The sequence below is a fragment of the Mesorhizobium sp. M8A.F.Ca.ET.208.01.1.1 genome, from assembly GCF_004791315.1.
In the GTDB taxonomy this organism is placed as follows: domain Bacteria; phylum Pseudomonadota; class Alphaproteobacteria; order Rhizobiales; family Rhizobiaceae; genus Mesorhizobium.
In genome coordinates, this window is the sequence record NZ_SRUT01000006.1 from 191,833 (window position 1) to 207,373 (window position 15,541).

Consider the following 15,541-nt stretch of genomic DNA (forward strand, 5'->3'; position numbering starts at 1 on the left):
TCACCTGATCGGTTCGTGCACGGTCACCAGCTTGGTGCCATCGGGAAAGGTCGCTTCCACCTGCACGTCATGGATCATCTCGGCGATGCCTTGCATCACCTGCGCGCGGCTGACGACATGGGCGCCGGCCTCCATCAGTTCGGCCACCGGGCGGCCATCGCGGGCGCCCTCGACGACGAAATCGGTGATCAGCGCGATGGCTTCCGGATGGTTGAGCTTGACGCCGCGCTCCAGCCGCTTGCGCGCCACGATCGCCGCCATGGCGATCAGCAGCTTGTCCTTTTCCCTTGGCGTCAGGTTCATGCGTCTTCCTGAAATGATGCGGACACAGTCACAGTGACCATAATTTGGGCAACCCCGCCCTTCCGTTGAGCAATCCGACGAGCGGGACCAGCCGTTGGCGCAGCTGGTAGCCGTCCTCGGCGTAGAGCCTCGCAAGAAGCTTGCCAGATGTCTTCACGGTCCAGACACTGGCGCCACCTCGGTCGCCAATGATCTCCCGGACCGGATCGAGCAGGGCCTCGGCTCGCGGCGACACCAGCAGCAGCGTTGCCACGGCGATCGCGCCACCGGATATCGCCGTACGGGCCAGGGTGTCGGCGATGGCTGGTCCGATGCGGAAATCCTCGGCATGAATGAGGGCTCCTTGCCTCCGGATACGCCAGCGATCGCGAAAAGTGCCCTGCGCGGCACGTTCGCCCATGGCCAGGCGGCCGAAGACGGCCGCTTCCAGCACCAGCGCCTCGGCTCCGGCCGCAAGCTCGACATCGAGCGTGCGGGCAAAGGCGGCGCGGTCGAAGACGATGGTTTCCTGCGGCAGCCAGGCGATGCTGCCGTTCTCGCCGACGGTCAGCTTGACCCGCACTTCGGCATGGTCCGATGCGGCGCGATAGACTTTTTCGCAGGCCTGGGTTGTTATCGCGGCGCTGGCATCCGCGCCGACATCCACGTCCCAACCGAGGCGGTCGCCGCCGGTCAGCCCGCCGGCGGTGTTGATCAGGACGGCCTCCAGCGGACCGGCCGAAACGGCCGGCAGCCTTATCTTGGCCGAGCCGTCCTGATAGAGGCGCCGCAGCCGCGTGCGGCCGTCGACGCTGGCGCAACCAAGCTGCGCCTTGCCCGCCGCGCGCTGGGCCAGTTGACCTGATAACTTCGTATTTTCGATCGTATCCACGCCGTCAGGTTAAGCACTGTGGCGGTTTTGTCGACATATAGCTTGTTGCTTGATGGCGTTTCCGTTTCTATAGAGGGAACCACCTTGGTACGGTCGGGCGACGCTTGACGGGGGTATAAGGCGAAGATCGCGGCCTGATATCGAGGATAAGAAGGCGCTGTTCAGTTGGCGCCGGGAAACGACAAGTGGGGAAGAAACCGAATGGCTGACCAGCTGGCAACGGACATCATCGAGAAGATCAAGGCCCATGCCGAGCCGGGCGGCGAGGAAATCACCACCACCACCGAATTGACGGCGCTCGGCATCCATTCGCTGGAGTTGACCGAGATCATCTTCGACCTCGAGGAGCAATACGGCATCGAGATCGAGATGAACACGGTCGATGCCTGGAGCAATCTCAAGAATGTCGGCGACATGGTCGAGGCCGTTCGCGCGCTGATCGAAAAAAAAGCCTGACCGAATGCTGAAGCGCGTCGTCATTACCGGCATCGGCGGGCTGTGCGGATTGGGCACCGATGCGCAGGCAATCTGGGCCGAGATGCGGGCCGGCCGGTCGGCGATCGGCCCGATCGACAATCCCTTCCTGCACGACCTGAAGGTCAAGACCGGCTGCGAGATCAAGGCACTGCCGGATCACGGCATCGAGCGCAAGCAACTGGTGTCGATGGATCGCTTCAGCCTGCTGGCGGTGATCGCGGCGAAGGAAGCCATGCGGCAGTCCGGATTGGTGCCGCATGCGGACAATACCTATCGGATGGGAACCATCGTCGGTGTTGGCGTCTGCGGGTTCGAGACGGTCGAGGAGAACTATCGCGCCATCCTGATCGAGGGCAAGAATCGCGCCGGCATCTTCACCGTTCCCCGGGTCATGCCGGGCGCGGCCGCCGGCCAGGTCAGCATGCATCTGGGTTTGCGCGGACCGGTGTTCGGCGTCACTTCGGCCTGTTCGTCAGCCAATCATGCCATCGCCTCTGCGGTCGACCAGATCAGGCTCGGCCGCGCCGACGTCATGGTGGCCGGTGGCACCGATGCGCCGCTGGTGTGGGGCGTGCTGAAGGGCTGGGAGGCGCTGCGCGTTCTGTCGCCCGACACGTGCAGGCCGTTCTCGGCCGACCGCCAGGGCCTAGTGCTGGGCGAAGGCGCCGGCATGGCGGTTCTGGAAAGCTACGACCACGCGATGGCGCGCGGCGCCACCATTTTGGCCGAGATCGCCGGCGCCGGCCTTTCGGCCGACGCCTCCGATATCGTCGCGCCGACCGTCGAGGGCCCGGAAGCCGCCATGCGCTTCTGCCTGGCCGATGCCGGCCTCAATCCCGAGGATGTCGACTACCTCAACGCGCACGGCACCGGCACCAAGGCCAACGACCAGATCGAAACCCTCGCGATCAAGCGCGTCTTCGGCGACCATGCCCGCGCGCTCTCCGTCTCATCGACCAAGTCGATGCACGCGCATTGCCTCGGCGCCTCGGGCGGGCTGGAGATGATCGCCTGCGTCATGGCGATCCGCGAAGGCGTCGTGCCGCCAACGGCGAATTACCGCGAGGCCGATCCCGACTGCGATCTCGACGTGACGCCGAATGTCGCGCGCGAGCGCAAGGTGCGCGCCGCCATCAGCAATGGCTTTGCCTTCGGCGGCACCAATGCGGTGCTGGCCTTCAAGGCCATCTAGTACCGGGCGGTCACCACCTGTTCGGGCGGCTACTATCCGCCCGGGCGATCCGATCGATTGACTATCCATGCACGGTGAAAGCGTCGCCGCCATATTGATCCGGCCCGACCGCAGCCCTAATTCTTGGCCGACCCGCCAACACCGCGCCGCTTGGTGCGAATCCCCCCGCTCAGGAGTTCTCGATGGCCGACCTGTCCGCCTTTCCGATCGCAACCCGTTGGCCTGCCAAGCATCCCGACCAGATCCAGCTCTATTCGGCAACGACGCCGAACGGAGTGAAGATATCGATCGCGCTGGAGGAACTCGGCCTGCCCTATGAGCCGCATCTGATCAACATCGGCAAGAACGAGAGCTGGACGCCGGAATTCCTGTCGCTCAACCCCAATGGCAAGATCCCGGCGATCATCGATCCCGACGGCCCGGACGGCGCGCCGATCGGCCTTTTCGAATCCGGCGCCATCCTGCTCTACCTGGCGGAGAAGACCGGCCTGCTCATGCCCGTTGACGCGGCGCGGCGCTATGAGACGATCCAGTGGGTCTTCTTCCAGATGGCGGCGATCGGGCCGATGTTCGGCCAGGTCGGTTTCTTCCACAAATTCGCCGGCCGCGAGATCGCCGACAAGCGGCCGCTGGAGCGTTACCGCGACGAATCGCGTCGCCTGCTCGGCGTTCTCGACGTCAGGCTGAAGGGCCGCAAGTGGATCATGGACAATGACTACACCATCGCCGACATCTCGCTGCTCGGCTGGGTGCGCAACCTGATTGGCTTCTACGAGGCGCGCGACCTGGTCGGCTTCGACGATTTCGCCAATCTGGCAGCGTGGCTGGAGCGCGGCCTGGCGCGGCCGGCGGTACAGAAGGGCCTGACCATCCCGGCGCGAAGCTGAATCTGCCCCCGCCGGGAAGCGCGTCGCTACTTTGCTTTCGCCTTGGACCCGCCCTTGCCGACGACGGATGCGGCGAGAGACGCGACACTCCGCGCCGTGGCCACGACCGCTCCGGCCGCGACGTTGGCTGCCGTGCGAACCTTCGAGCCGCCGGCCGCAGCCGGTTTCTTCGCCTGGGCGGTCTTCGCTGCCGCTTTGGGCGCGGTCACCTTCGACGCGCTGCCTGGCACGACTTTCTTGGGCGATGCCTTGCCGAAGGCCGGCTTGGCATCCTTTGAGCGCTGGGCGACCGCTGGACCAGCCCCGGCCTTCGATTGCGTCGCTTTCGGTTGAGCTGACTTGCCCCTGACGGGCTTTTTTGCCTTGGTTGCCATCGGACGGAATCCCTCTTCTGGCATGATTGCCTGACCAGGATAACGCCTTGTAAGTCTTAAGGTTCCCGTCGAAAAATACTGAAAATTAAACAGGTTAATCCAGATTGACCCGGGTTAATCGAACCCGGGTTGACCAATGACCAGGTCGGCCGCCCGGCGTCGTGCCAGCACGCGTTCGATGTTGGGCATGTCGTTGGAAGCTATCCAGGCCCGCGCGTCGGCTTCGGAACGGCCATGCTCGTGCCAGCGTTCCATCAGGCGGCGTTCGAGCTCATTGCGCGGTACGTCGACGAAGATCGAGAAATCGAACAGCGGCGCAAGGCGCGACCACGGCTCCTCGTCGAGCAGCAGGTAATTGCCTTCGACCAGGATGAATTTGGTCTCGGCATCGACGATCGCCGCGGCGGCGCGCGACAATTCCATGCTGCGGTCGAAGACCGGAATGGCAATGTCGGGCTCGCCGGCGCGGATGCGCTTCAGAAGCGTCTCGAAGCCGCCGAAGTCGAACGTGTCCGGCGCACCCTTTCGCGCGCGCAGGCCGCGCCGCTCGAGCACGATGTCGTCAAAGTGGAAGCCGTCCATGGGCACGACTTCCACCGCGCCTTCCGGCAAAAGGTCGTGCAGGCCCGCCGATAGTGTCGACTTGCCGGCGCCCGGCGGTCCGGCAATGGCAACAATGAAGCGCTTGGCCTTGCCGGCGCGCTTGAAGATGGTGGCGGCGAGGTGGGCGATTTCGGACATTTTGGCTCCTTCCGCACGATTTCAGACGCATCTTGTCGGCAGTTGGCGGAAATTTCAAACCCTGCCGTTGGCTGAGTTGCACTATGCCGCCGCTGGCTGGCCGATGCGCAGGAAATCACTGTCGAACGGCACCTCCGAGGCCGCGGAGCCAGCCAGCCGAAGGCGGCCATCCGCCGTGGTGATCTCTCGTGGGGGTTCGCCACCCGACAGCGGCAACGCACCGATGACATGGCGGAACGAGACGCCCTCGCCGAGCGCGAATGCCGTCGCCACGCCTTCGCGCTTCAGCCAGTTGTCGCCGAGCGAGGCGGCATGGCCGATCGCCGTGCGCCCATCCTCGATGCCGAGCACGCCAAGATGGCGGCCGCTCCACGGCGCGTAGTCGCGCCCGCCATTGCTGAACCACAGCATGGTGACCGGCAGTTCGGCCGGGTTCTTCAGCACCAGCACCAGATCGTCCTCGGCCTGGCGCGCAAGCGCGGTCCAGCCAGGTCCGCCATGATCGGCCTCGACCAAGGTGAGGAAATCCTCGCGCCGATCCTCCATGCGGTAGTCCGTGAGATCCAGCGTGCCGCCGCCGGCAGCGGGGAAGTGCGCTAGGTCGGACGACCGGCTGGGATAGGCCAGCATGAATCGGCCACGTGCAGGATCCGGCTCCAGCGGATCGGCAGGCGTGGCGGCAAACCGCTTCGGCGAGAAAGCCAGCCTGCCGCCGCCCTTCATCGCCGTCATCGGGTGATGGGCGACCGAGATCCCGCCATGGCCGCCGGAAAATACGTGTTCCTGGTAGAGGAAGGGATGGTCGTCGCGCAGCGTGAAGATCTTGTCGACGCTGGCGCCCATCACCTTGTGGCGCAGCCGGAAGACGGCGCGCCATCCGCCATCCGTGGCGCCGCTTTCGACCACATCCCAGGCGCTGTTGGCCGGCCAGCCATGCAGCGGCGCCTCCTCGACATCGCTGCGCGAAAAAGGCGCGCAGAGAAAGTCGCCGGAGAGCCGGACGGTGCCCTGCGGCAGGTCTTGAGGCAGCGTCTCGCTTGCGTCGACCCATGGCGCGCGGTGCAGTGGCCGCAATTGGCGCCCGCCGCTCTCGATGCTCATGTCGGCGACGTGGCCGACCGTGAGGTCGAGCGAAACCGAAATGCCTTTGGCCTTGATCGTAACTGTATCCATGGCGCTCTCACCCGAATCTGACGGGTGCCAAGAAGAACCGGTTCGGCGCACCGCGCAAGCGCGCGGGCGCGCATTTTGCATCAGATTTATATCCGCCTTCCCACACGCCTAAAGGTGCCGGCCCTACTGCCGCTTGTATTCCCGCACCGGGGATTTTGTCCCGTCGGTATAGGTCACCTGCACCGACATCGATTTCACGCTGTCGGCAACCTTGAAATAGGGCTGGAAATCATCGGGGATGGCGTAGGGGTCCTTGGCATTGCAGGGCGGCATGGCAAGCGCCTTGTCGAGCACGGCGCCATTCAGGCTGTAACGCACCTCCTTGATGGCGCAGCGGTAGGACAGCATCTGCGTGAAATAGACCAGCCCATGATTGCCGCTGGCGTCGAAGGCGATCCATGACGTCCAGAACTGGTCGAGGATCTGCTTGTTGCCTTGCTGCAGGGCGGCATCCGGATCGAAGCGGATGTCGAACGGGCCGGCCTCGCGCCCCCTGATGTCGATATATTTGATGGCGATGGTGGTCGCCGCCGTGCTGTCGGGCAGCTCAAAGCTCGGATTGGGCATCGGCTTGCCGGTGCGCTGGTCGTTGAGCGCCAGCGGGCCGGTGTCGGTGAAGGGGCCGGTGTCGCCAAGACGCCAGGATATCGCGGTTGCCGGCTCGGGCAGCGAAATGGTCATCGACCAGCCCTGGTTGGAGCGCATCGGCGTCAGCGAAGGCACGAAGCGGGCGGGGTCGAGGACGTCGCCAAGGGCCGCCAGCCGGCTGCGGCTGCGGTCCAGCCAGTCGGCAAGCTGGGTCTGGTCGACGAAATATTTGAGCAGCCCGCCATCTTTTTCGTAGGAGACGAATTTGGTCAGCGCCTGGGCTTCGCTGCGTTTGTCGGCCAGCGTCTGGCTGCCGAGACGATCTTCCGAAAACTCCTGCGCCTCGAGGTAATAGGCCGGCGCGAAATCCGGATTGGCCGATATGAAGGCGCTGAGTTTGTCGAGCCGCTGCGCGTCGTCGAACTGCATGATATGCACCAGCTTGATCGACAGCGCCTTGCCCTTGTCGGCCAGTGCCCCGAACACTTCGCGGGCGCCCGCCTTGCCGTCCTGGACCCGCAGCAGCGTGGCAAAGCGCGTATAGGGGTCGATGGCGTCGACGTCGAAACCCGCAAAGGCGAGGTAGGAGCGCCGCGCGTTGAGCATGTCGCCCGACAGCTCGTAGACACGGGCATTGTGGTAGAATTCGTCCGGCCGTTTCGGTTCGGCGATGGCGCCGCCTTGCGCGGCCAAGGTGGCAAACCCCTTGGCGATCGTGTCGATCGAGGCGGCGATCTGTTCGGTCGTCGCCTGCAGCTTTTCGGCCTGGGCCACTTGCTGCTGCTGGCCTGCGGCGAGCGTCTCGGTCGTCTGCTTGACCGCTTCGACGGTCTTTTGCGTCTCGGCCCCTTGTACAGTCTGCCGCTGCTGGTTGGAGGCGATCTGATCGGTTTTTTGCGCAGCCGTGTCGGTCGATTTCTTGACCTCTTCGACGGTTTTCTGTGTCTGCGTGACGGTCTGCTCGATCCTGGCCACCTTTTCGGCGACGATGCCCATCGACTTCTGCAGTTGCGCGACCGCCGGCACCAGGCCGGCGATGATGCCGTTCTGCGAACTGGTCTCCTTCTGCACGGCGTAGACGCCGCCGGCAACCGCCGCCGCACTGGTGGCGAACACCAGCGCCGGCAGCGCCTTGGCCGCCAGCACCAGCCTGAGCACGATGGCAATGGCGATGATCACGGCCGCGATCGAGGCAACCAGCGCGATATAGGCGGCAAACGGCGCCAGCGGGTTGAGGATGTCGGAAACGGCGCCGCCGATGAAGGCGACGCTGCCGGCCCATTTGCCGGTGCGACTGAGCGATGCCCTGATCAATGACGGCGTGGCGCCAGCCCCGATGTCAGTCATTTTTGCACCCCCCCAAGCCGCCGGATGCCACGCTCCTTCCCACGGGAAACGCGGCTCTGGCAAGGAAAGACAGGAACGGGGCGATTTCGGGGCGGCGGAAGCGGAGCTCGAGTTCCTCGCCCCACTCGACATTCCCAGGGCTAACCGGCATTAACCAAATGGACGCATCCGCCGCGTTACGTTAGCTTCGCCTTATCTCAGCAACAGCATCGCCAGAACAGTCAGCCCTTGTCCTTTCCGCGTCTCTTTCCGCTCTTCCAGAAAATCCTGGCTGTCCTGGCCCTGGCGGCCTTGGTTGCCGGCTGCTCGACCACAGCCCCCCCCGACTCGGTGCTGGCCGTGCCGGCGCCGCCGCAGAAATACGCCGCCATCGTCGTCGATGGAAAGAGCGGCAAGCAGCTGTTCGAGGTCAATTCGACGGCGCAGCGCTATCCGGCGTCGCTGACCAAGATGATGACGCTCTATTTGCTGTTCGAGGCGATGGACACCGGCCGCGTCACCAAGGAGACGCAGATCCCGGTTTCCGATCACGCCGCCTCGCAGCCGCCGACCAAGATGCGCTTCCGGCGCGGGGAGACGATCGACGTCGATTCCGCCATCCGCGCCATCGTCGTCAAATCGGCCAACGACGTGGCGGTGGCAGTGGGCGAATATCTCGGCGGCTCGGAAGACCAGTTCGCCGCCATGATGACATCCAAGGCGCGCCAGCTCGGCATGAGCAGCACCACCTTCCGCAACGCATCCGGCCTGCCCGACGACGGCCAGATGACGACCGCGCACGACATGGCGGTGCTCGGCATGTCGTTGCAGCGGCGCTTCCCGCAGCACTTCCACTATTTCTCCGAAAGCGACTTCATGTTCCGCGGCAGGCTGGTGCGCGGCCATAACGACATGCTCGGCCGCGTGCGAGGCGTCAACGGCATCAAGACCGGCTATATCAGGGCTTCCGGCTTCAACATCGTCACCTCCTACGATGCCGACGGCCGTCAGCTGATCGTGGTGGTGATGGGCGCCGACTCAGCCCGCCAGCGCAACGACCATGTCGAAGCGCTGATCCAGCGCAGCCTGTCGCCCACCATGGCCGACACCAAGACAAGGCTGATGTACGCCGAACAGCAGTAAACTGGCCTTGTTGCCGGCGATTGCGCGGAGCCTCCCCCGAATTCGTCATCCACGGGCGGAGCAAGGAGCGTAGCGACGCGGCGCAGACCCGAGGATCCATGCCGGGACTCTGAAGCTGTCGCCACGGTCCAGAATTCTGCACCGTTGCACCCTCCGACAAAAGTCGCGGCATGGATCCTCGGGTCTCCGCGACGCCGCTGCGCGGCTGCTCCGCCCGTGGATGACGAAGCGCCTGCGGAGGCCGTCGCCGCCAAGAAGCTAACAAAAACCCTGCAGCCGGCTATTGTTTCACGATTGTCACGCAATCGTGCGGAAGGCATGCCATACGCTGCGAAAACCCATGGTGGCACTGCCCCGCCGCCATGGCGTATCCTAACTTACAGCGCGACAGCAGGAGCCCATCATGAGCACCGTTCCCAAGGCATCCGAGCAGCAGGGCGCCGACAACCAGAACGACAGCGGCGGCGAGTATTTCGAGGCGCCGACCACCGAGGCCAATCTGCAGGAGGTTTCGGACGAGCATTTCGACACACCCGAAGTGCCGGACTCCGAACCGACGCCGCCCGACGCGTCGCGGATAAAGCCCAGGAAGAAACCGTCGGCGATCTCGGGCCGCAAATTCCGCAAGCGCGACCTGGTGCGCATCGACACGCTGCGCCCGAGCCTTGCCGACCGTATCCGCTCCGACCATCCGGACCTGCCCAAGGGCGCGCGCGTCAGCCGCGAGGAGCTCGGCCGCTACCGCATGCGCTACATGGAGGAGCTCCTGCAGCAGGAGCACGGCGAATTCTCCGAGCTCGACCGCCAGGTGGTGGAATCGATCGCCAAGCAGGACACGATCTCCGAAAACTCGGAAGAGGAATTCGAGGAGCACAGGACCTTTCCCGACCGCGTCTCCGACAACATGGCGGCCTTCGGCGGCAGCTGGTGGTTCCTGATCTCGTTCGCCACCGTGCTTCTGGTCTGGATCGGCATCAACCTGTTCGAGGGCTTGAACGGCGCCTTCGACCCCTACCCGTTCATCCTGCTCAACCTCTTGCTCTCCTGCATCGCCGCCATCCAGGCGCCGGTCATCATGATGAGCCAGAAGCGCCAGGAGGTGAAAGACCGCCTGCGCTCCTTCAACGAATACCGCGTCAACCTCAAGGCCGAGCTCGAAGTGCGCCACCTGCACGAAAAGCTCGACTATTTGATCTCGCGCCAATGGACACGGCTGGCCGAAATGCAGCAGATGCAGCTCGATGCGATGAACGAGCTGGCCGGCGCCAAGAAAGCCAAACGCGCGGTGCGCCGGCGGCGCACGGCGAAGGGTGCGGCGGGGCCACAGTGAGGAGTTCCTCGCCCCCACGCAGTGGGGGAGAGATGGCTCGGCGAAGCCGAGACGGAGAGGGGGAGCGCCATATCCAACAAGCGCACGCCGTGAGAGGGCAATCGCCAATTGCCCGTTGAAGCCCGCGCCGGCTTCCGCTAAGAAGCCGTGACTTGCCGGTTCACCGGCTGGTTCGTTTTCCGGACTCCTTGTCCCGAAAGCACCCGTAGCTCAGCTGGATAGAGCGCTGCCCTCCGAAGGCAGAGGTCACAGGTTCGAATCCTGTCGGGTGCGCCAACTCAAACCCTTATACAGCAAGGGTTTCGAGCGACTGCTTCATTCCTTGAAATGCTTCTCAAAGCAGCCAGTCACAATCTGGTCACAAGGAGCAGCGCCGATGGCGTCTCTACGCAAGCGAAACGACAAGTGGCAGGCACAGGTCCGCCGCACTGGGCATACCCTGATAAGCAAAACCTTCATCAACCGTGCTGACGCACTGAGATGGATACGACAGACGGAACAGGAGCTAGACCGCTCAGCGCTAGCTTACGATCCATCTACCTTACAACGTACGACGGTTGCAGACCTACTACGCCGCTACGGGGGTGATGTAACACCGGGCAAACGCGGCCATGCTTCGGAAGCCAAACGCATAGAGGTTTTTCTACGGTACGACTGGGCCAACCTAACCCTAGCTCGGATCACTCCGCAGGCATTCACCCGGTACCGAGACAAGAGGCTAAGAGAGGTAGAAGCCGGAACGGTCATCCGGGAACTCGGCCTATTGCGCACCGTGTTTGAGGTCGCACGTCGAGAATGGGACATACCCTTACATGCAAATCCAGTTGCCAGCGTACGCAAGCCCAAGGCAGCTAGCGGACGTAGCAGGCGGCTTCACGCTGATGAGTTTGCGGCGCTGTTGGCTGCTTGCGCAGATGGCCGGACAGAATGGCTGGAGCCGGGTATCAAGCTTGCGATCGAGACTGGGATGCGTCGTGGCGAGCTTCTAAACATACGCCGTGCGGACCTCGACCTAGCCAATGGCCTGCTGTCGATACCGGAAACAAAGACCGACATTCCGCGCACCATTCCCTTGTCTGAAAACGCAGTGGTCATACTGCGAAGCTTGATGGACGCGGCAACTAACGACCGACTGTTCCCGGTCTCGGCAAATGCGTTCCGCCTTGCATGGGAAAGGTGCAAGCGCAGAGCCGCAAAGGACAAGCCGGGCATTGTAGACTTGAGATTCCACGACCTCAGGCATGAGGCTGTAAGCCGGTTCTTTGAGCTAGGCTTGAACGTACCAGAGGTCGCAGCCATCAGCGGGCACAAGGACCCAAGAATGCTGTTCCGGTACACGCATCTCAAGCCAGAAGATATCGTTGCGAAACTTAGGAAAGCCAGCCAGCAGGTGGCGGCATGACGAACACAGCACTCTTGATGCCTGACTACGTTGCCGAGCTCGTAAAGCTATGTCTGACGCAGCTTGGATTGAACCCGTCAGACGAGCACAAGGACGTCATAACCGCACAGCTTCGCTATCAAGATGGGACGGAGCTTTCCGTAGTTATTATGTGCATGGCCCAGAAGGGTTGGTTTCGCGAAAAGCCTATGGTGTCTGTTGCGATAGCGAAGTTGGATGCCAGCATGAGGGCAACCGACATCTACCTACGGGAGGTGATGCCAGTTCCCTATGGTCCAAGCGATTTGCAGTTCCTACTGGCGCTAAATACCAATATCCGGGCCATGGCCTGGACAGTTGCAGCGACTACCAGAATGGGAGAATGCATCAGCTTGCCAGGTCGTCCGCTCACACCGGCTGGCTAAGAAAATCCTATTGCTCCCTATAAGGAATAAAACGTTCTGGGGCCAGATTTGTGAAACGGTCTCACCCTCCAGAACTGCTGCTATTCGGGCTAGCCACATCTGGTCCGTAAACCCCCGCATTTCTCCCTATAAATTACTTAGGATATCTGCGGGATTTTCGCTGTAGGGCCTGCCGGCTTCAAAACCGGTGGGCCTTTTCCGTTTCTAATGGGGAGAATCAAGGCATGACATTTATTAATCGCATGATCGAACACTGGACTTATAAACTGGGATTGTCGCTCTCAGAACCTCTTGTCGAAGGCTGGCTGCAGCTCGAACAAGCTACTGAACGGATAGCCGACGGTGCCGAACAATGGCAGGTAGTGCAGCTACCAACGGGCTCAGGAAAGACCGAGGCTCTTAAAGTCCTGTGTTCTGTACAGCACCCGATATCGCATCCTCACATTCTCATCGTCACCAAGTTCAACGATGAGGCGGACCAAATCGCTCTCGGCATCAATGAGCTAGCAGGTTGGGCCATGGCTAGATCAGTGCATAGCGAGGCACCTTGGCCATTTGATCAACTAGGGTCCATTCCAGTCCTAGTGATAACCCATTCAGCATATAGGCTGGCTCTGAAGGAGGTGGCTGACAGCGGGAACAGCCCTAGGCTGGATCATTATTACGCCGGCATGATCGGCCGCCAATGGGTCATCATAGACGAAGCCTTTGACTGGGTTGATGCGCATGACATCGAGCTTGGTGACATGCGTTCCATGTGCGGAGACCTTGCGGGATTGGTACAGGGATCGGCACGAGCTGATGCAGAACGGCTACACAGTCTGGCGACTGCATTAACCGAAGACACTCGTGCAAAAGCCGACAAGATGCTGGGTGGCGAGCAGTTCGACTTGTTAGCCCGAATTGAGTTCGGAAGCCTGCAAGAAGCTATTGCGAGCTTGCCTGAGAATGCATTCGCGGCTTGGGACGATACCCAGGAGCGCACCGATCAAGTGTTTGGTGTAGCTCAAACCCGCACTCCGTTTAAGACCCGATACCTGAACCTAATGTCGGAGTTGGAAACCATCGCACGGATCGGCTTTGCCTGGACCACCAATAGGCGCGGTAAGGCGTTGTTACATACTTCTAGGTCACTGCTTGAAGTGGGTGGCAAACATGGTGTGATCCTCGATGCCACTGCCGACATCGACCCCACTTATTCGCTGATGGGGACGCAAGTACGGGTGCTTCCACGTCCGGAAGGCATTCGTTCTTACACCAACGTGAGGCTTCACCTGTCATATGGGCATCGCGTAGGGAAAGAACATCTCGTTCAGACTGCGGCTAAGCATTGGCCGGTCATCTGGGGCCAGCTCTCACGGACGTTAACCGCCAAGCGGCCCTTGGTCTGCACACACAGAGACGTGAAGACAGTGGTGCAGCAATTTAGCACCAACAGTCCCTTGGAGCTTGCCCACTGGGGCAACCTTGATGGGAAGAATGAGTGGGGTGATTGTGACGCTGCTGTTTTCTTCGGGCTCCCTTACCTCGACGATATAGCGCCTACACACGCCTATTTTGCTCATCAAGGGCCTAAGAGCGATGACTGGTTCACCAGCAATCGCAGCTTCGGTGAGTTCGCTGACATACGACGATCGCTGCAAGATGGCTTCATCGCCACAAGCATGGTGCAAGCCATAAATCGCACGAGATGTCGCAAGCCCATCGACAGAGCTGGGAACTGCGATCCTACGGACGTCTACCTGCTTCTTCCTGCGAAAGGCGAGACGAGCGATCTGATCACCAAGGCCATTCGGCACCAAATGCCGGGCATAGATGTCAGAGAATGGGAAACGGGCGCCACAAAGCGGAAGGCACGTAAGGCACCGGCAGAAGCGCGGCTGCTGGCATACTTCGAGCAAGCCCCTGAGGGCATCCACTTGAAGTCTGCTGTTGTAAGCGGATTGCGAACCAATACCCGAAGTTTTGAGCGCATGACTGCCGAACTTCGCAAACCATCGCCAATGGCAGAAAAATTGGCGGCACTCAGAGTCCGCTATCACTCGACCGCAGGACGAGGAAGGGAGGCGTATTTCACCAAACAATAGGAGACTCAAATGTCACTACATAGTGTCAGCACACCAACCGTGCTGAGCAGAACAGAGGCCGCCATGAGCGGCCTTTCTCGTTTCTATACGGGGCAATTGTGCAGAGAAGGCCATCGCGCCGAACGCTTTGTCGGCAACCGGCAGTGCGTGGTCTGCAATGCCCATCAGGCACGCAATCGCGATCTTCAGAGAGGGTATCGAGACCCTTCGTTTAGAATGTACAGGAATACCCTCCGCCGCACCGGAATGGCCCTTAGCGGGCGCGCTAGTCCTGCCTATGCACTCGGCTGCAATCACTCCAAGCTCCGAGATCATATCGTGGCACAGTTCCGAGTCGGGATGTCGTGGGACAGCTACCGGCAGTGGGAGGTTGATCACATAGTACCGCTGGCATTGGCCAGGAACTTAGATCACCTCATCCAGCTTTGTTATTACACGAACCTACAACCGCTCTGGCGGCGGGAAAACCGAATGAAGGGCGGGGCCTAGTGCCCCGTCTTTCGCCGAATATCTGTATGAAGCGTACAATCCAGCGTAGCTGGCGGGCATAACAGGCTAGCCACCCATCGGCTATAGCCCAATGTGGCCGGCATGCCGGCAAGGCAGGAAGGCGAAATGCCTCCCTTCGATGTCCCGCTGGGTATCAGCAACGCTGACTTGGGGCAATTCGGTCCGGTGGGCCGCAATCGTAGGCTGTTCACGAGGTTTATCAGTCGACCGTTGACGCATCTATTACTTCCGGCTCTTCTAGATTAGCATATGCAGACATGCTGGGAAAAACGGGTAGTAAGAAATGGCAGGTAAGGACATAGGCGCGCTTACAAGCTTGGCCGATGGAACTATGGCAAAGAACTCGGAGGGGCAAACTGGGCTTCCTTCCATTGGAACTGAATTGGTTCAGCTGCCCGATTCGTACGAGGACTATCTGCCCCTTGGCTGCCCGCCCGATAGCGCGCAGAAGATACAAAAGGTGGTCTACCGTCTTGTGCGAAATGACCCGCCCACGGCGCACGATTTTCGGACTGCGCATGAACTGAACAATCACAAAGACAAAGATCCTTGCCAGCGCTGCAGTCTGTCGGTCTCGGGATCACTGGATGCTAGTAAAGAACTTCGACGTTTCGTGCCTGCCTTCAAAGATCGGAAGATTTCTTCTGGTGTCATAACCCCTCTAGTTGGTGTGATAATGGATACCTCAGAGAAAGTCCAGGACGATCATTGGTCATGGTGGCCAAGAAAAGGT

14 protein-coding genes and 1 tRNA gene are annotated in these 15,541 nt (G+C 61.4%); 9 read left to right on the forward strand and 6 right to left on the reverse strand.

What is annotated here, in order from left to right; translation table 11 throughout:
- Together EN851_RS24950 and EN851_RS24955 are read right to left on the reverse strand one after the other, a co-directional pair.
- Positions 1 to 303, reverse strand: coding sequence for an urease subunit gamma (locus EN851_RS24950; protein ID WP_127275256.1), 303 nt, complete (start codon positions 301 to 303; stop codon positions 1 to 3).
- A gap of 28 nt (positions 304 to 331) precedes the next feature.
- Positions 332 to 1,174, reverse strand: coding sequence for an urease accessory protein UreD (locus EN851_RS24955; protein WP_127871248.1), 843 nt, complete (start codon positions 1,172 to 1,174; stop codon positions 332 to 334).
- A 201-nt stretch (positions 1,175 to 1,375) separates the two neighbouring features.
- Between EN851_RS24955 and EN851_RS24960 the strand changes: the two genes are divergently transcribed.
- The 3 genes from EN851_RS24960 to EN851_RS24970 all read left to right on the forward strand — a co-directional run bounded on the left by EN851_RS24960 (position 1,376) and on the right by EN851_RS24970 (position 3,730).
- Complete coding sequence (locus EN851_RS24960; RefSeq protein ID WP_127275258.1) at positions 1,376 to 1,630, forward strand: acyl carrier protein; 255 nt, start codon at positions 1,376 to 1,378, stop codon at positions 1,628 to 1,630.
- A gap of 4 nt (positions 1,631 to 1,634) precedes the next feature.
- On the forward strand, positions 1,635 to 2,843 hold the full coding sequence (locus EN851_RS24965; RefSeq protein WP_127275259.1) for a beta-ketoacyl-[acyl-carrier-protein] synthase family protein: 1,209 nt from the start codon (positions 1,635 to 1,637) through the stop codon (positions 2,841 to 2,843).
- Between the two features lie 182 nt (positions 2,844 to 3,025).
- Positions 3,026 to 3,730, forward strand: coding sequence for a glutathione S-transferase N-terminal domain-containing protein (locus EN851_RS24970; RefSeq protein WP_127275260.1), 705 nt, complete (start codon positions 3,026 to 3,028; stop codon positions 3,728 to 3,730).
- A 26-nt stretch (positions 3,731 to 3,756) separates the two neighbouring features.
- On the opposite strand, the gene EN851_RS24975 is transcribed toward EN851_RS24970, so the two are convergent.
- The 4 genes from EN851_RS24975 to EN851_RS24990 all read right to left on the reverse strand — a co-directional run bounded on the left by EN851_RS24975 (position 3,757) and on the right by EN851_RS24990 (position 7,953).
- Positions 3,757 to 4,104: a hypothetical protein gene (locus EN851_RS24975; RefSeq protein WP_127871246.1), complete on the reverse strand. Its 348-nt coding sequence runs from the start codon at positions 4,102 to 4,104 to the stop codon at positions 3,757 to 3,759.
- 114 nt (positions 4,105 to 4,218) lie between these two features.
- Entirely contained in the window at positions 4,219 to 4,845 is a 627-nt protein-coding gene (locus EN851_RS24980; protein WP_135882679.1) for a nucleoside triphosphate hydrolase, read from the reverse strand.
- A gap of 81 nt (positions 4,846 to 4,926) precedes the next feature.
- Positions 4,927 to 6,018 (reverse strand): hypothetical protein, encoded by a 1,092-nt coding sequence (locus EN851_RS24985; RefSeq protein WP_135930191.1) that lies wholly within the window; start codon positions 6,016 to 6,018, stop codon positions 4,927 to 4,929.
- Between the two features lie 123 nt (positions 6,019 to 6,141).
- Complete coding sequence (locus EN851_RS24990) at positions 6,142 to 7,953, reverse strand: methyl-accepting chemotaxis protein (RefSeq protein ID WP_135930192.1); 1,812 nt, start codon at positions 7,951 to 7,953, stop codon at positions 6,142 to 6,144.
- 228 nt (positions 7,954 to 8,181) lie between these two features.
- Between EN851_RS24990 and EN851_RS24995 the strand changes: the two genes are divergently transcribed.
- The 6 genes from EN851_RS24995 (at position 8,182) to EN851_RS25020 (ending at position 14,298) form a co-directional block, all read left to right on the forward strand.
- Positions 8,182 to 9,075, forward strand: coding sequence for a D-alanyl-D-alanine carboxypeptidase family protein (locus EN851_RS24995; RefSeq protein WP_135930193.1), 894 nt, complete (start codon positions 8,182 to 8,184; stop codon positions 9,073 to 9,075).
- A 403-nt stretch (positions 9,076 to 9,478) separates the two neighbouring features.
- Complete coding sequence (locus EN851_RS25000; protein ID WP_127275266.1) at positions 9,479 to 10,405, forward strand: DUF1003 domain-containing protein; 927 nt, start codon at positions 9,479 to 9,481, stop codon at positions 10,403 to 10,405.
- A 199-nt stretch (positions 10,406 to 10,604) separates the two neighbouring features.
- Positions 10,605 to 10,681, forward strand: a tRNA-Arg gene (locus tag EN851_RS25005).
- A 100-nt stretch (positions 10,682 to 10,781) separates the two neighbouring features.
- A complete protein-coding gene (locus EN851_RS25010; protein ID WP_135930194.1) occupies positions 10,782 to 11,807 on the forward strand; it encodes a site-specific integrase in 1,026 nt (341 codons plus the stop codon).
- Positions 11,804 to 12,211, forward strand: coding sequence for a hypothetical protein (locus EN851_RS25015; RefSeq protein WP_135930195.1), 408 nt, complete (start codon positions 11,804 to 11,806; stop codon positions 12,209 to 12,211). The genes EN851_RS25010 and EN851_RS25015 overlap by 4 nt, the downstream gene beginning before the upstream one ends.
- A gap of 224 nt (positions 12,212 to 12,435) precedes the next feature.
- Positions 12,436 to 14,298 carry a hypothetical protein gene (locus tag EN851_RS25020; protein WP_135930196.1) on the forward strand — a complete coding sequence of 621 codons (1,863 nt, stop codon included), beginning with the start codon at positions 12,436 to 12,438 and terminating at the stop codon, positions 14,296 to 14,298.
- The last annotated feature ends 1,243 nt before the right edge of the window (positions 14,299 to 15,541 follow it).

Excerpts from the sequence above, each read along its gene's own strand:
- EN851_RS25000 (WP_127275266.1), top strand. The coding sequence starts at position 9,479 with ATGAGCACCGTTCCCAAGGCATCCGAGCAGCAGGGCGCCGACAACCAG.
- EN851_RS24970 (WP_127275260.1), top strand. The coding sequence starts at position 3,026 with ATGGCCGACCTGTCCGCCTTTCCGATCGCAACCCGTTGGCCTGCCAAG.
- EN851_RS24975 (WP_127871246.1), bottom strand. The coding sequence starts at position 4,104 with ATGGCAACCAAGGCAAAAAAGCCCGTCAGGGGCAAGTCAGCTCAACCG.
- EN851_RS24950 (WP_127275256.1), bottom strand. The coding sequence starts at position 303 with ATGAACCTGACGCCAAGGGAAAAGGACAAGCTGCTGATCGCCATGGCG.
- EN851_RS24985 (WP_135930191.1), bottom strand. The coding sequence starts at position 6,018 with ATGGATACAGTTACGATCAAGGCCAAAGGCATTTCGGTTTCGCTCGAC.
- EN851_RS25020 (WP_135930196.1), top strand. The coding sequence starts at position 12,436 with ATGACATTTATTAATCGCATGATCGAACACTGGACTTATAAACTGGGA.
- EN851_RS25015 (WP_135930195.1), top strand. The coding sequence starts at position 11,804 with ATGACGAACACAGCACTCTTGATGCCTGACTACGTTGCCGAGCTCGTA.
- EN851_RS24990 (WP_135930192.1), bottom strand. The coding sequence starts at position 7,953 with ATGACTGACATCGGGGCTGGCGCCACGCCGTCATTGATCAGGGCATCG.
- EN851_RS24965 (WP_127275259.1), top strand. The coding sequence starts at position 1,635 with ATGCTGAAGCGCGTCGTCATTACCGGCATCGGCGGGCTGTGCGGATTG.
- EN851_RS24960 (WP_127275258.1), top strand. The coding sequence starts at position 1,376 with ATGGCTGACCAGCTGGCAACGGACATCATCGAGAAGATCAAGGCCCAT.
- EN851_RS25010 (WP_135930194.1), top strand. The coding sequence starts at position 10,782 with ATGGCGTCTCTACGCAAGCGAAACGACAAGTGGCAGGCACAGGTCCGC.
- EN851_RS24980 (WP_135882679.1), bottom strand. The coding sequence starts at position 4,845 with ATGTCCGAAATCGCCCACCTCGCCGCCACCATCTTCAAGCGCGCCGGC.